General features: G+C 39.2%; 12 protein-coding genes and 1 pseudogene. 6 read left to right on the plus strand and 7 right to left on the minus strand.

Translation table 11 applies throughout. From position 1 onward, the window contains the following. Positions 1–208: 208 nt before the first annotated feature. Positions 209–916 (plus strand): annotated as a pseudogene (locus IQ237_RS13385) (acyltransferase family protein); the annotation flags it as partial. A 231-nt stretch (positions 917–1,147) separates the two neighbouring features. Here the strand turns inward: IQ237_RS13385 and IQ237_RS26320 are convergent. The 4 genes from IQ237_RS26320 to IQ237_RS13405 all read right to left on the minus strand — a co-directional run bounded on the left by IQ237_RS26320 (position 1,148) and on the right by IQ237_RS13405 (position 4,067). Further along, on the minus strand, positions 1,148–1,612 hold the full coding sequence (locus IQ237_RS26320; protein WP_228020221.1) for a hypothetical protein: 465 nt from the start codon (positions 1,610–1,612) through the stop codon (positions 1,148–1,150). 94 nt (positions 1,613–1,706) lie between these two features. Beyond that, on the minus strand, positions 1,707–2,735 hold the full coding sequence (gene obgE / locus IQ237_RS13395; protein WP_194055891.1) for a GTPase ObgE: 1,029 nt from the start codon (positions 2,733–2,735) through the stop codon (positions 1,707–1,709). Between the two features lie 111 nt (positions 2,736–2,846). Further along, positions 2,847–3,221: a four helix bundle protein gene (locus IQ237_RS13400; RefSeq protein WP_194055893.1), complete on the minus strand. Its 375-nt coding sequence runs from the start codon at positions 3,219–3,221 to the stop codon at positions 2,847–2,849. Between the two features lie 186 nt (positions 3,222–3,407). Next, positions 3,408–4,067 carry a Mo-dependent nitrogenase C-terminal domain-containing protein gene (locus tag IQ237_RS13405; RefSeq protein WP_194055895.1) on the minus strand — a complete coding sequence of 220 codons (660 nt, stop codon included), beginning with the start codon at positions 4,065–4,067 and terminating at the stop codon, positions 3,408–3,410. 297 nt (positions 4,068–4,364) lie between these two features. Between IQ237_RS13405 and IQ237_RS13410 the strand changes: the two genes are divergently transcribed. Further along, a complete protein-coding gene (locus IQ237_RS13410) occupies positions 4,365–5,480 on the plus strand; it encodes a glutamate--cysteine ligase (protein WP_194055999.1) in 1,116 nt (371 codons plus the stop codon). Here the strand turns inward: IQ237_RS13410 and IQ237_RS13415 are convergent. Both IQ237_RS13415 and IQ237_RS13420 read right to left on the minus strand, forming a co-directional pair. Next, entirely contained in the window at positions 5,456–7,285 is a 1,830-nt protein-coding gene (locus tag IQ237_RS13415) for a penicillin-binding protein 2 (protein WP_194055897.1), read from the minus strand. The two genes, IQ237_RS13410 and IQ237_RS13415, sit on opposite strands and share 25 nt — an antisense overlap. 96 nt (positions 7,286–7,381) lie before the next feature. Then, entirely contained in the window at positions 7,382–7,957 is a 576-nt protein-coding gene (locus IQ237_RS13420; RefSeq protein WP_228020224.1) for a hypothetical protein, read from the minus strand. A gap of 334 nt (positions 7,958–8,291) precedes the next feature. Here IQ237_RS13420 and IQ237_RS13425 point away from each other — a divergent pair, with 334 nt between their 5' ends. The 3 genes from IQ237_RS13425 to IQ237_RS13435 all read left to right on the plus strand — a co-directional run bounded on the left by IQ237_RS13425 (position 8,292) and on the right by IQ237_RS13435 (position 9,817). Beyond that, positions 8,292–8,525, plus strand: coding sequence for a hypothetical protein (locus tag IQ237_RS13425; RefSeq protein ID WP_194055901.1), 234 nt, complete (start codon positions 8,292–8,294; stop codon positions 8,523–8,525). Between the two features lie 284 nt (positions 8,526–8,809). Then, the gene (locus tag IQ237_RS13430) at positions 8,810–9,478 is read left to right on the plus strand and encodes a glutathione S-transferase family protein (protein WP_194055903.1); all 669 of its coding nucleotides are present in this window, start codon (positions 8,810–8,812) and stop codon (positions 9,476–9,478) included. Positions 9,479–9,511: 33 nt separating this feature from the next. Further along, on the plus strand, positions 9,512–9,817 hold the full coding sequence (locus IQ237_RS13435) for a hypothetical protein (RefSeq protein WP_228020234.1): 306 nt from the start codon (positions 9,512–9,514) through the stop codon (positions 9,815–9,817). A 256-nt stretch (positions 9,818–10,073) separates the two neighbouring features. On the opposite strand, the gene cax is transcribed toward IQ237_RS13435, so the two are convergent. After that, entirely contained in the window at positions 10,074–11,168 is a 1,095-nt protein-coding gene (cax, locus tag IQ237_RS13440; RefSeq protein ID WP_194055905.1) for a calcium/proton exchanger, read from the minus strand. Positions 11,169–11,652: 484 nt separating this feature from the next. Here cax and IQ237_RS13445 point away from each other — a divergent pair, with 484 nt between their 5' ends. Then, positions 11,653–14,355: a DUF3536 domain-containing protein gene (locus tag IQ237_RS13445; RefSeq protein WP_194056003.1), complete on the plus strand. Its 2,703-nt coding sequence runs from the start codon at positions 11,653–11,655 to the stop codon at positions 14,353–14,355. Positions 14,356–14,369 lie beyond the last annotated feature (14 nt).

Below are 14,369 nucleotides of genomic sequence, written 5' to 3' on the forward strand. Positions count from 1 at the left end.
AAATTTGTACTTGACAATCGTTAATATACGCACACAATCTATGTCTTCTAGGCAAATTAAGTAATTTCAGGTTTTTTGTATTGAGCAAATGCCTTGTATGGTGATTTATTAACAAAATTTTACCTTCTAACCAAGTTTATACATTTTTCTTGATAACGCGCATTAAGCGGGGTAGGGTTAATATTCATCAAAAAAAACTATTTCGCTTATGCGCCTGACTTCACTTGATGTTTTTCGTGGTATTACCATTGCGGGTATGATTCTTGTCAATATGGCGGGAGTCGCAGAGGCTAAATATCCCCCTTTAGATCATGCGGACTGGAACGGTTGTACACCCACTGATTTAGTATTTCCTTTCTTTCTATTCATTGTTGGTGTAGCAATGAATTTCTCTTTATCAAAGTACACCGCTGATAACAAACCTACCAAAACTGTTTACTTACGTATTCTGCGCCGCGCTGCTATTCTCTTTGTATTAGGATTACTACTTAACGGCTTTTGGAATAAAGGTGTTTGGACTTTTGACTTTAGTAGTCTCCGCTTGATGGGGGTATTGCAAAGAATAGGTTTAACTTACCTTTTTGCATCTTTGATAGTTTTAAAATTACCCCGCAAAAGTCAATGGATATTAGCAGGAGTTTTACTCATCTTTTATTGGTTAACAATGATATATGTTCCTGTTCCCGGTTATGGTGCAGGAGTGCTGACACGGGAAGGTAATTTTGGCGCATTTATTGACAGGTTAATTATTCCCAAACCACATTTATATAAAGGTGATGGGTTTAATTTTATGGGAGATCCAGAAGGATTATATAGTACAATTCCAGCAATAGTTAGTGTTTTGGCAGGTTATTTTGCTGGAGACTGGATTAGAAATAAAAAACAGGCTAATTCACAAACATTCTTAAATTTTCTACGAGTATTTTTCGTCCTGAAGGAATGGCTAATAAACGAAATAATTCGGTTTTACCTGCTCCTTTTCCTCCTAATATTAAAAGTGTATCTCTTTCTAAAACTTGGCGATAGTTAGGAATAGGCAGAAAGTTTTTGAGAAAAACAGCATCATCATTACTTTCGGTTTCTGCTGTTCCTTTTCCTGGTGCTATACCAGCCATCAATTCTAGGAGTCTTTGTTTATCAAAATTACTCATATTATTTCCTCTTCTATTTTGTTAAGTCTCTTATTTAATCTTAAACAAAGCCTTTTGGCAATTGTTTGATAATCTTCATTTGTCATCAAATTAATCAAGTCTTGTAAGCGTATAATTTCACCGTCATTTTCATCACGAATGAATAAAGAAATATCTCCTTGTAATCCATCTTGTAAAGGAAGTTTAACAGGTGTAAAAGGTGCTTCATCATCTCCTAAATTTGGAACTTCATTATTTTCATAGTAGTAGTTTTCTGTAAAAACTTGATATGCTTTTAACTTAAATTCATCATATTCACTATATCTTGCGGTTTCTCGCACACTCGGAGACATAGCATGAACTAATAATTCGACGACATAACCCGCAAGATATACTGCATTATCCCATCGTTGCTTATCTAATAATATTTTTGCATCTTGTAAATGTCTGGATGCTGCTTGTGGAAAAGATTCTGCTAACAATATTACTCCTTACTAATTGTTTCCAAATAATTACAAAAATAATAAAAATTAGTCCGCTTTTGCGGACATTGACTCAACAAAATCCCTACATCAATTAAACTCCAACCTCCGCAGCTTCCAGCGCATTAACTTCATCAACCACCCGCCAAATTTCCTGTAACATGGCATCCAAACCAGCGCGAGTAACAGCCGAAATAATGAAAACAGGCGCTAAAGCAAGATGATTTAATTGTTTAGCTAAATCATCCAAATCAACAGTTTCCCTATCCACAGCATCAATTTTATTTAATGCCAAAATTTGCGGACGTTTAGCTAAACCTCTACCGTAGGCTTTTAGTTCTTCTTGAATGGTATGGAAATCACCAATTACATCTTCACTTGTGGCATCAATTAAATGTAATAAAACCCTAGTGCGTTCAATGTGACGTAAAAAATCATGACCTAAACCCGCACCATGCGAAGCACCTTCAATTAAACCGGGAATATCTGCAAATACAGTACCATCACCAGTGGGTTTTTTCACTACTCCCAAGTTAGGAACAAGAGTTGTAAAAGGATAATCAGCGATTTTCGGACGTGCAGCAGATAAGGAAGAAATTAAAGTTGATTTACCAGCATTTGGTAAACCAATAATTCCCACTTCTGCTAACAGTTTTAACTCTAAACGTAAAACTTTATGTTCTCCTTCTAAACCAGGTAAGGCGTATTCTGGGGCGCGGTTACGGTTACTTAAAAAATGTTGATTTCCTAAACCACCTTTGCCACCTTCAGCAGCCCGAAAACGTTGTCCAGGTTCAACTAAATCACATAACAAAGCGTCCATTTCTCCATCATAAATGGCAGTACCACAGGGAACTTCAATAATTAAATCTTTGCCATTAGCACCTGTACAATTATTAGGACCACCACGTTCTCCATTTTCTGCTTTAAATATATGTTTATATCTAAAGTCTAATAAGGTTTGTAAGTTGGTATCAGCAACAAAAATCACTGAACCACCTTTTCCTCCGTTACCACCAGAAGGACCACCGGCGGGAACGTATTTTTCTCTGCGAAAAGCGACGATACCATCGCCACCTTTACCGGCTTGAACTTCAATTACTGCTTGATCGATAAATTGCATAATTAGTTATTAGTTATTAGTTATTGGTTATTGGTCATTGGTTATTGGTTATTGGTTATTGGTTATTGGTTATTGGTTATTGGTTATTGGTTATTAGTCATTGGTTATTGGTTATTGGTTATTGGAGAGTCGACCAATAGATTTTAGGTAGGCGTTTAATTGGGGCGCTAAGTCATCTATGGTAACTTTTAATTTGTTTACCTGTTCATCGGTTAATAGGTTACGGTTATATGCTCTTCTTAGCCAGTGTTGCGTCTCATATAATGAACCTCGCGCTATTCTAATAAAACGCCGATTTTCTGCATAGCTCCCTCTTCCTACACCTTCTGCGATATTCGCACCAATGCTATCTGCTGAACGGATGATCTGTTTACCTATGGTGTTTTGCGGTAGTGACTCCCATTCATTAACAATTTTCCAGATGTTATCAGCTAATTTTTCTGAAAGCTGATATACCCGTAATTCCTGAAACCTCCCATTCCCCATTATTTGACCCAACTAATGACTAATCACCAATGACTAATGACAACTGCCCAATTATCTCACCAAACCAACAGCCAATGACCAATGACCAATAACTAATAACTAATAACCAATAACTAATGACAACTACCCAATTATCTCACCAAACCAACAACCAATGACCAATGACTAATAACTAATAACTAATGCCTAAATATACTGTGAAACATCCTCCTGACATTCATCAGCAAGGTAGGAAAGAGCGCGGAAGCGTAAACCTACTAATTGTTCATACAATGGGTTGATTTTGCACATTGGGGGAATATGGACTATTTTTTTACCAAATAGGGTGACATCTCTTTCAAAAGGACACTGGGAAGGAATCATTTTACATAAAAATCTGGCCACTCTAGGATCATGAATTTCTAACCCGTCTAACCAATCCCGAAGCGGGTGCAATATATCTGGTGGGTGTAGGGTGGTTTCTTGTACTTGTTTGGGATGTTCCAATGTGTGACGTAAAGCTGTGAGGGCTTGGGTGTCTAATTCCAAAGCTTGACAAAACTTGTGTAAAATTTCTTCTTCGCTGGGAGAATATGTTCCATCAGCGATCGCCACCATCACCGCTGTCCGCAAGAAATTTTCCCCAACTGCTGTACCTTTACCCAACATAGCAGCTAATTCTTCAGGTGTAATTATCTCTAATGAAGTCCAGTTAAGACAAGGGGCTAATTCATCTTTGGTAATGCTGTTAATTAACTCCTGTTCTTGGGCATCAAAATTACCATCAGCCCAAGCAATAGTTAGTAGTCCACGTAACCAAACCGTAATTTGTTCGCTACTGTAGGGGGTTTTAACCGCACTTGTCATAAAAACTCACGCCTCAAGATATTCAAGACATTCAAGATATTATCAATCATTCATTTCTAAACTACCCCAATCGTCTGTTTTGCGCTAAAATCCCTTTTACAAAGATTGTTGATAATTTTTTCTATTTACTACCTTAAAGGAGGCAGGGGAGGCAGGGGAGGCAGGGGAAGATGAATAACCCAATGCCCACTTGCCCTGAGCGAAGCCGAAGGGATGCCCAATGCCCAATGCCCAATCACCAATCACCAATCACCAATCACCAATCACCAATCACCAATCACCAATCACCAATCACCTATGTTTTTTTTCGGAATTGAACATGAAGTTGCTTTTCTTAACCATGAAGGAAAGTTTGCTGATTTCTCTTGTACAAAATTTGCTGATTTTCAGCAAATAGTTGACAAATTACCTCTTTACCCCAATGACTACCCACAATTAAGAGTTGGTGATGCTGGGATTAAAAAGAAGCGATGGTATATTAAGGGTTTTGAAAGATTTGCTGATTCAGAAGCAGTAATTGATTGTGTAGCTAAAGGCATCGAAATTAGAACTACTATAAATTCTACTATTCAAGGTGCAATTGATGAATTAACAGCTAGTTTTTCTTTACTACGTGAGACATCTGCTAGTTTTGGTTTTAATCCTGTTTTAGTCAGCTTTAATCCCTATACTTGTGTTTTTGAACCCCAACCACCATTAAATGATTTTGAACTTAGGCAATTACAAGCTTATCCAGATGAACAAACTGCCCATATTTACATGGTTTCCTATGGTCCAGATTTAAATATTTCTATAGCAGATTTGCCTATAGAAAATGTAATTGATATTGGGAAAAAACTGACCTATTACAGTCCTTTTATAGTTCCTTTTAGTTACAGTTCTCCATTTTATAATGGCAGTTTATGGCAAGGTTTATCAGTGAGGACATTTATCAGAACTGGAAAAAGATCAGCAACATTAGTGTTTGTGGAAAAGCAGGAACATCTAATTAAAAGTGTACCTTCATTAACCAAAATTGCCCGCATTCCCGCAGAAGTAGGAAGAATCGAATTTAAAGCCTGTGATAGCTGTGATGATTTTTCTATTTATGCAGGGTTATTGGCATTATTAAAAGGGTTATCCTTAGATAAAACCTTAGAAGGTAGAGCTATTGTACCTGATGCAGCTTTACACCAAATTTCAGCCAAAGCAGGATTTGATAATAATGAAATTTTCCTGAATGCCACCAAAGTTTTACAAGCCGCAGAAAATGCCCTAGAAAATGACCCAGATATTAAATTTTTAGCCCCATTAAAAGATATTTTGGCAAATCGCAAAACCAAATCTCATCAACTAATTGAAATGTTTGAAAATCTAGGTTCAATTGAAGAAACAATCAAGAGAACTTATCAATTATCACCTGTCCCCTTCTGACTTGGTGGAATCTTCTGCATAGGAATCAGCACTTCCATCACAGATTTAACAATAGGTGCTGTTACAGTTCCACCATAGGCATTTGCTCCTTTTGGTTCATCGACAATTGCCAAAACTACATAACGGGGAGCTTCTGCTGGGACAATACCCACAAAGCTAGTAATTCTTGCACCGGGAATATATCCACCTCTAGGAGAGGCTTTTTGGGCTGTACCGGTTTTACCTGCAATACCGTATCCTTTGATTTGAGAAGCTTTACCACTTCCCTGAGAAACCACAGTTTCCATCATGTCCATGACCTTTTGGGTAGTTGTAGGTGAGAAAATCTGGCGTGGTGCTGGTAGATTAGGTGAGTAGTGAATTTTACCTTGACTATCAATCAAGCCTTGAACTACATGGGGTGTGATCAATTTACCACCATTAGCCAAAGCGCCGTGCATTTGCACCAGTTGTAAAGGTGTCAAAGAAAAACCTTGCCCAAAAGAAGTAGTTGCTGGTTCTAGATTAGAGGATAGGAATTTTTCTTGCCTTTTGAGACTTCCACTGACTGCAAAAGGCAAATCTGTATCCATTTTTTGTCCTAGTCCCAGTTTTTCCAACCAGTTATAATATGTTCTCGGCTTCAGACGTTGGATAATTTGTACCATACCAACGTTGCTAGAAGTTTGTAAAATTTCGGCAATATTAATTCGTCTAAAACTGTTAATTTCTGCGTTTTTGATAATGCGGTCAGCGACTTTAATAGTACCTGGGTCATTAAATACATCCTCTGGTTTGATGACACCATTTTCCAGAGCGATCGCCACAATTAAAGGCTTAAAAGTAGAACCTGGTTCATAAAGATCCGCGACAGGCCAATTTCTAAACAGTGAAATATCTGCTTTGGAATATTGATTTGCATTATAGGTAGGATGAGAAACCAAGGCCAATAATGAACCATCGGTGGCATCCATCACAATTACAGCACCGCGTTTAGCCTGAAACTTGTCAATCTGTTCTTTGAGTGCCGTCCGGGCAGCCCGTTGCAACCGATTATCAATAGTGAGTTGGAGTTTTAAATCATCAGAATGCAAAAATCCTTCTGGTGCATAGGTTGGCATAATTGCGCCGTTACCAGCCCGACTGAGACGCACTGTTTGCCTGGAGCGTTCCAATAGTGTCTCTTGACTATATTCAACCCCCGCCTGACCCTGACGGTCAAGGTTAACATAGCCCACCACATTAGCAACCAAATCATCTTGTGGGTAGAAACGGGAATATTTTTGAATAAATTCCAAGCCATTCAAGCGGAATGAAATCAAGCGATCGGCAATATTTTCGCCAATACCATTAGCAATCAGAATACCGCTGCTTCTACTTTCAAATGTTTTTACTAACTGACGAGCATCTTTGTTGAGAATTGGTGCAATTTTTTCTGCTATTTCCTCCTTAGACTTATCAAATAGTTTGGGATGGGCGTACAGAGTATATACTGGACGGTCAATGGCCAAAATATTGTTATTGCGATCAACCACGGGGCGACGGGGCATAAAAGGATGTAAATTCACCATTTGCTGGTTTCTTGCCCTTTGAGTAAGTTTTGCACCATCAATAATTTGCAGTCGATACAAATTGAAAGCCAACCCCAACCCAGCCGCAACCAAGATACCCCAAACTATCAACAGTCGAGACTTGGGATTTGTTACTTGAGCTTGAGTTTTAGGAGAACCATTCCCTGGTACAGCTTGTTTGTAGAACTTGCGCCGCCTTGTGAACTCTAAATTCTGCAAATTTCTCAATTTTGTTCTGCTTGGTGACTTCTGCATTGGGGTTTCTTGTATCAGTTGTTAGGGAACAGGGAACAGGGAACAGGGAACAGGGAACAGAGGTAATCAATTACCAATCACCAATCTCTTTGAATTCTAATATCCTAATGGTGAGGAAGTTTGGGACTGCACTTGTGAATTGGGGATTATACTTGAGGATGCTGACTTTGGACTAGGGGATGTTGGTGGCAAAAAAATTGTCTCCCCTGGAGTTGGTAATCTTAATCCTGCTTCTGCTTTTTCTCCCTCTTCAGCCATTTTTTTGATCAGGGCCGCATTGGTTGTGTTCAACTGCCGCTCATGACGTTGTAGGCTTTGCAGAGTGCGGTAATATTGACTCCAAAGCTCTTGAGAATAGACTGTCAAACCATAAACCACAAGTGTTGCAGCCACAAACACAAATGTCGCAGCTGAGGAATAACGATAGACAGCGTGCAAGCGTAGCAACCATATCGGTGTGGATGCAGCAGTAGACATCTCATGTAAGTGTTCATCCTTGGACTGCCCATTCACACTTGTGGTATTTGTGACTGTTTGTTGTCCAGAATTTTTCTCCAATGTTGATACTACTGCCTCATTGACTAGAGGAGTTGATATTTTTCTAGGGGAATTGCGTTTTCTTTTAGGGCGCACTACAGTGGATGCACTATTCGATTTAGAATTTGTTTGCATATGTTTTGACAGGATACTAGAGCCTCCCCGACCCCAGGGTGGGGTCAAATTTCGCTTGAACCAGGCACTTTTTGTAGCAACAGCTGATTTGCGGACAGCAGTCATGATTTTTGTAAATGATAGATTTTGTACTTAAACTTAATACATTTAAAATTATGGCAATGCAGAGCAGTCAGAAGCAATACCTAATACTCATATTGGTTTACCGTTAGAAATTACCCAAAAGTTGGGTGGAAATTTCTACTCTCAAAGCATTTCAAAAAAATCGACAAATAAGCTATCGTAGTCAACAGAGCAATTTTTTAGTATTGCCTTAATTGGTGAAAGAGGAGTTATGAAAACAAAAATCTTTGGTTTGGCTCTCATGTTAAGTCTGGCTACCACTCTGGGAGCTTGTGCAGGTGGTGGCGATAATCCTGCTGGTACTACCACTACTCCCGCTGCTACACCAGCAGCTGGCGAGCCTGCTGACACTGGTGCTACCCCCGCTTCTGCTACAACAACACCAGAAGCTACACCTGCTGCTACAACAACACCAGCAGCTACCCCCGCTACTACTCCTAACTAGGACTTGATACGATAATTTATTTAGGATAGCGATCCTCAGTACATCGCTATCACATAAATAATTTGATCAGGCATCCAGAATGGTAAACAGCATACAATGACCTTCTGGGCAGTACAATTAAACCCAAAGCGGAGCGACTCGACTATGATAAAATCGAATCAATCCGCTTATGGTTATCAATTAATAATTGACAATTGACAATTGATAGTTGTTTCAGTAATTGTTCATTGTCCATTTTTAAAAAAATTGTTTAAAAAAATTGTCTTTACTCGGAAAGTAGCTTTATGTTGCTACTGCAATTCAGTACATCTCACTATTGTCGTAAAGCTCGACTAACTCTAGGTTACAAGGGTATTAATTATCAGGTAGAAAATCTCACTCCTGGCTTGCACATCCTCAAGGTGAAGCCGTTAACAGGTTTAACTACTCTGCCTGTTTTGTTACCGCAAATGGAAGGAAAACCCCAAGCTATTGGCGACTCGACACAGATTGTCAAATTTTTAGAATCTTATCAACCAGAACCTTCATTATTTTTCAGTAACCCGGAACAACAAACAGAAGCTTTGATGCTAGAAGACTGGTTAGATGAAAGCATTGGTACTGCTACAAGGTTTGTATATTATCATTTTCGGGCTGGTGAAGGTAAACAAATTGATCCATCATTATCCAGTCAAATAGTGATTGGAGTGGTTAGAAAACAATATGGTATTAACAATGCTAGTGTAGAGTTAGCTACTAAAAGGCTGACAATTGCCCTAGAAGAATTATCTCATCGTTGGCAAAGAAGCGAATATTTAGTAGGCGATCATTTGAGTGTAGCTGATATTGCCGCAGCAGCTTTATTGAGTCCTTTAGCACTTATTCCTCAATACCGTCAAGGATATCCTTGGTTGTTTGAACGCATTGTCAAAATTCATCAATTGTGTGGTGAAGCACTACCACCAGGACTTTAAAAAGTCAAAAGTCAAAAGTCAAAAATAAGATGTATGAAATTTTGGTTTTTGGGTATAAGTACCGCTATGTTAGTGGTGGTTAGTAGTTATTGGGGAAATGGGGTAATGGCATTACCACCGGTGGAGGATATACCAGAGGAAATATTGCGGACAGAGATTATTACCATTGGGCGATCGCCTATTGATGGTAAACTCTTAACTGCTGCTGAATATGCCCAACTACAAGCGCAACTACAAACCAGCCCCCCACCAAAACTTAATGCTCAAATCCGAGAACAAATATTCCTGTTAAGGATACGTCAGGCATTATTACAGCTTTTCCCGTTTTTAGATATTTAGGGTTTGCTGAATAAACCAAAAAGCCTCTTCAATAATTGACAATTGACAATTAACAATTGACAATTACCTCTCCCTTGAAGGGAGAGGATTGAAAAAGCGGATTTTTTTTTGGGTTTTTTCCCCTTGAAAGGGGAGGTTTTAAACCTTGAATGAAACAATTATCAATTGTCAATTATCAATTATCAATTGATGCGGAGGTTTTAAACCTTGAATGAAACAATTATCAATTGTCAATTGTCAATTATCAATTGAATTACTAACCCATACCGTTAGTAACTGGGTGGAAATAGAAAGCGAAACCCAAAACCGTATAAGCAGCTAAAAGTAAAGTTCCTTCCAACCAATTAGACTTACCATCAGAACTAATACTATTAGCAATTAAAACCGATACCGCTACAGCTACCAATTCAAAAGGATTAAAATCTAAATCCATTGGTTGACCCATAAACCAACCTGCAATAACCAAAACAGGGGCAACAAATAAGGCTATTTGCATACTTGAACCCACTGCAACAGATAAAGAAAGGTCCATTTTATCTTTCATGGCAACAGTTACAGCCGTAGCGTGTTCAGCAGCGTTACCAACAATGGGAACTAAAATTACCCCTGTAAACAAAGCTGTTAAACCTAGTTTAGAAGTAGCTACTTCCAAAGAATCTACCAATAATTCTGACTCTAAAGCTACCAGCAAAGTGCAAACTAAGAGTACACCACTCCACAACCAAAGATTGGGTTTTTCATGGGGAGTTTCTTCTGCTTCTTCTATCTCTGCTACACCTACATCATATAAATAGGCGTGGGTTTTCATAGAAAATAGCAATGTCAAGCCATAAACTAAAATTAAGACTACAGCCACAGCTAGAGACAGATTTTGTACTACTTTTTCACTAATGCCAATGGATGTATAGTTCATAGCTGTGGGTAGCAAAATGGCTATGACTGCCAAATTCATCGACGAAGCATTTACCCTTGCTACCACCGATTCAAAAGTTTGTTCCTTGTAACGTAGTCCGCCTAATAACATAGAAAGACCCATAACTAGCAGTAAGTTACCGATAATTGAACCTGTGATACTGGCTTTAACGACTTCTATCAGTCCAGCATTGAGGGCAACCAAGGCTATGATCAATTCTGTAGCATTACCAAAGGTGGCGTTTAATAACCCTCCCAGCACCGGACCGACAACTACAGCAATTTCTTCGGTAGCTGCACCCATCCAAGCTGCGAGGGGCAAAATAGCTAATCCTGCGGTGATGAATACTACCAATTCTCCCCACTCTAAAAAGTGCGCTGCTAGGGAAATGGGGATAAAAACTAATAGGCCAAGAAAAATGATGTTTTTAGTTGACATTTACTATGATCTCGAATTTTGCATAGGTATCACCAAGATATAGGATACTGTCAAGCTTTCGGAAATTCTACTGTTTAAATGATTTCCGTAGATATATAAAATAAGATGACGATTTAATTCAATATTGCAATCTTTTGTTGCAAAAGTATGACTTTCAACTTGGGTTTTATCACAAAAATGGGTTTTAATAGATTACAATACCGTTAATTGTCTTGGCTGATTAGCGTTGCCAGTGATAGAATCCCCAATATGGAATTTTATGCCATCTTTGATCATTTTTCACATACGAGGGAAAAGTTGCGCGAGAATGCAGATTTCCTGACATATTAAGACAATTTTTGCCAAAATTATGATTCGGCTTGATATTCAAGCTGTGGTTTAAAGCGGATTTGACCATAAAACAACTGTAAAAAGGTACATATAACATACACTTTCACCACAATTGTAATTTGACAACTGCAATTTTACTTGGGATAAAAATATGATGACATCTGCTGCTGAATTACCAGTAAACTCAGGCTCCACATTCACATTAAATCAATCAGAACTAGATTCTCAACACCTGACTGAAAATGATCCCCTGAAAAAACCCCGTGGTGTATACGTGACGGTGCATGGACATTTTTATCAACCACCTAGAGAAAATCCTTATTTAGATGCCATTGAACGTCAACCGAGTGCTGCACCTTTCCATGATTGGAATGAGCGCATTCATTGGGAATGTTATCGCCCTAATGCCTTTGCCAGAGTGCTAAATGATAAGGGTGAATTATTGGGGATCGTCAATAATTATGAGTACATGAGCTTTAATATTGGTCCGACTCTGATGTCGTGGTTGGAACGCTACGATGTGGAAGTTTATCAACGAATTTTAGAGGCTGATGTTAAGAGTAGTCAAAGGTTAAATGGTCATGGCAATGCGATCGCTCAAGTCTATAATCACATTATCATGCCTTTAGCTAATGAACGAGATAAATATACACAAATTCGCTGGGGCAAAGCAGACTTCAAATCTCGTTTTGGTCGTGATCCCGAAGGTATTTGGTTAGCAGAAACAGCCGTTGATTATGCAACTATAAAAGCTCTCATTTCTGAGGGTATTCGTTTTGTTATCCTTGCACCTTCTCAGGCTCAACGTTGTCGTCCTTTCGCCACAGAGAATGATCCCCATCCAGAATGGCATGAAGTTGGTGGTAGTCAAATTGATCCTACTCGTCCCTATCGTTGTTATTTAAAACCAACTCTGCAAACCACATCTTCACCTTTGAGTGTGACTAAAACAACTCTGCTAGAAAATACAGAAGGCTTACCCTATATTGATATCTTCTTCTACGATGGTCCGATATCACGGGATATGGGTTTTAGTGATGTGGTTTATAGTTCTCACCACTTCGCAGGCCGTGTAGGTGCAGCAGTACGCGGGGATCATCGTCCCGCACAGTTAATATCTGTAGCTACCGATGGGGAGACTTTCGGACATCACAAAAAGGGAACTGAGAAAACTTTAGCCTATGCTTTTATTGGTGAGTTTCCCCGTCATGGTTGGACTGTCACCAATTTTGCTCACTATTTAAGTTTAAATCATCCGAGTTGGGAAGTGGAGTTAAAACCTGTCACCGCTTGGAGTTGCGCTCATGGTGTGGATAGATGGCAAGATGATTGTGGTTGTGGAGGTGAAGGGGGTGTTTGGCATCAAAAATGGCGTAAGCCGTTACGCAGTGCGTTGAACTGGTTGCGGGATCAGTTAATTGAGGTGTATGAGGAATATGGGCGAAAGTTATTTCGTGATCCTTGGTTAGCAAGGGATGAATATATTGAAATTTTACGCGATCGCTCTGCTGCTAATGTTACCCGTTTTCTCTCCCGTCATCAAACCCACAAACTTACCGCTACTGAACAGATAGATGCTTTGCGGTTGTTGGAAATGCAGCGTCACTCTTTGTTTATGTTTACTAGTTGTGGTTGGTTTTTTGAAGAGTTATCCAGACCAGAAGGAACGCAAATTCTCCGTTATGCCGCCCGTGCTTTAGAATTAGCAGGAGATGTGGCAGGTGTGCAGTTAGAAAAAGGTTTCCTCAAACGTTTGGGTTTAGCTCCCAGCAATGTGGAACACTTTAAACATGGTGCAGAAGTTTATCGTCAATTGGTGTTAACTGCCCAAATCGGATTTAAACAAGTTGCTGCCCATTATGCGATTACTTCCCTATTCAATAATCACAACAATGCGATCTCCACACAAGACAAATCAGAAAATCTCGAAACCTATCAAAAGCGCGTTTATTGCTACACAGCCAATGAGTTAGATTACCAAATGCAACGCATGGGCGCGTTAACTATGGCGGTGGGACATTTAAAGTTGGTGTCAGAAATTACTTGGGAAAGTGAAAATTTAGTCTTTGCAGTGCTACATTTGGGAGGTTGGGATTTTCATTGCTGCATTCAGCAGTTTACAGGCAGACGTGATTATAGTCACTTGAAAGAAAAGCTATTTGCATCCTTGCAACAAGCAAGCGCGGCTCATGCTATTTTGGCAATGACAAAGATTTTTGGTGATGAAGCCTTTAGTTTGCAAAATCTGTTTGCAGAAGAACGCCATCGTATTATGCGGTTGTTAAGTCAGGAAACACTAAATAGATTAGACCAATTATATACCCAGACATACCGAGAAAATTACGGTGTGATTATGGCTTTTCATCGGGATGGGTTAACAGTTCCCCAAGAGTTGCAAGTAGCAGCGGAAATAGCTTTAGGTTATCGGTGTATGATGACATTGCGTAGCCTAGAGCAAGATATTACAGATACCCAATTAAGTTGGAATCACATTTTAGAATTAGAGGCGATCGCCACTGAAGCTAAACATTTGCGTTGTCAGCTAAATATACCAGAAGGCAAACAGATATTAGAACAGTTAATTGTGCGCTTGCTGTGGCAATTATTACACGAGGCTAATGGTTCTTTTAGTACAGATATCCAAAGGTTAGAAAAGTTAATTGATGTGGGATATCAGCTAAAATTGGGTATTTCTCTGGAAAAATCCCAAGAACTATACTTTAGTTGTTTACATAGTCAAATAGTTCCCCTGTGTCTCACTAACTTGAACAACCCAGCAGAAGCTACTCATTGTCGTCAGTTGTTGAAACTAGGGCAAAAATTAGCCGTTGATGTCAGCATGATCGGTGACTGGTGACTGGTAACTGGTGA

Source organism: Sphaerospermopsis sp. LEGE 08334 (assembly GCF_015207205.1).
Lineage (GTDB): Bacteria > Cyanobacteriota > Cyanobacteriia > Cyanobacteriales > Nostocaceae > Sphaerospermopsis.

Excerpts from the sequence above, each read along its gene's own strand:
- IQ237_RS13445 (WP_194056003.1), top strand. The coding sequence starts at position 11,653 with ATGACATCTGCTGCTGAATTACCAGTAAACTCAGGCTCCACATTCACA.
- IQ237_RS13420 (WP_228020224.1), bottom strand. The coding sequence starts at position 7,957 with ATGCAAACAAATTCTAAATCGAATAGTGCATCCACTGTAGTGCGCCCT.
- IQ237_RS13425 (WP_194055901.1), top strand. The coding sequence starts at position 8,292 with ATGAAAACAAAAATCTTTGGTTTGGCTCTCATGTTAAGTCTGGCTACC.
- IQ237_RS13410 (WP_194055999.1), top strand. The coding sequence starts at position 4,365 with ATGTTTTTTTTCGGAATTGAACATGAAGTTGCTTTTCTTAACCATGAA.
- cax (WP_194055905.1), bottom strand. The coding sequence starts at position 11,168 with ATGTCAACTAAAAACATCATTTTTCTTGGCCTATTAGTTTTTATCCCC.
- IQ237_RS13415 (WP_194055897.1), bottom strand. The coding sequence starts at position 7,285 with ATGCAGAAGTCACCAAGCAGAACAAAATTGAGAAATTTGCAGAATTTA.
- IQ237_RS13400 (WP_194055893.1), bottom strand. The coding sequence starts at position 3,221 with ATGGGGAATGGGAGGTTTCAGGAATTACGGGTATATCAGCTTTCAGAA.
- IQ237_RS13405 (WP_194055895.1), bottom strand. The coding sequence starts at position 4,067 with ATGACAAGTGCGGTTAAAACCCCCTACAGTAGCGAACAAATTACGGTT.
- IQ237_RS13430 (WP_194055903.1), top strand. The coding sequence starts at position 8,810 with ATGTTGCTACTGCAATTCAGTACATCTCACTATTGTCGTAAAGCTCGA.
- obgE (WP_194055891.1), bottom strand. The coding sequence starts at position 2,735 with ATGCAATTTATCGATCAAGCAGTAATTGAAGTTCAAGCCGGTAAAGGT.
- IQ237_RS13435 (WP_228020234.1), top strand. The coding sequence starts at position 9,512 with ATGAAATTTTGGTTTTTGGGTATAAGTACCGCTATGTTAGTGGTGGTT.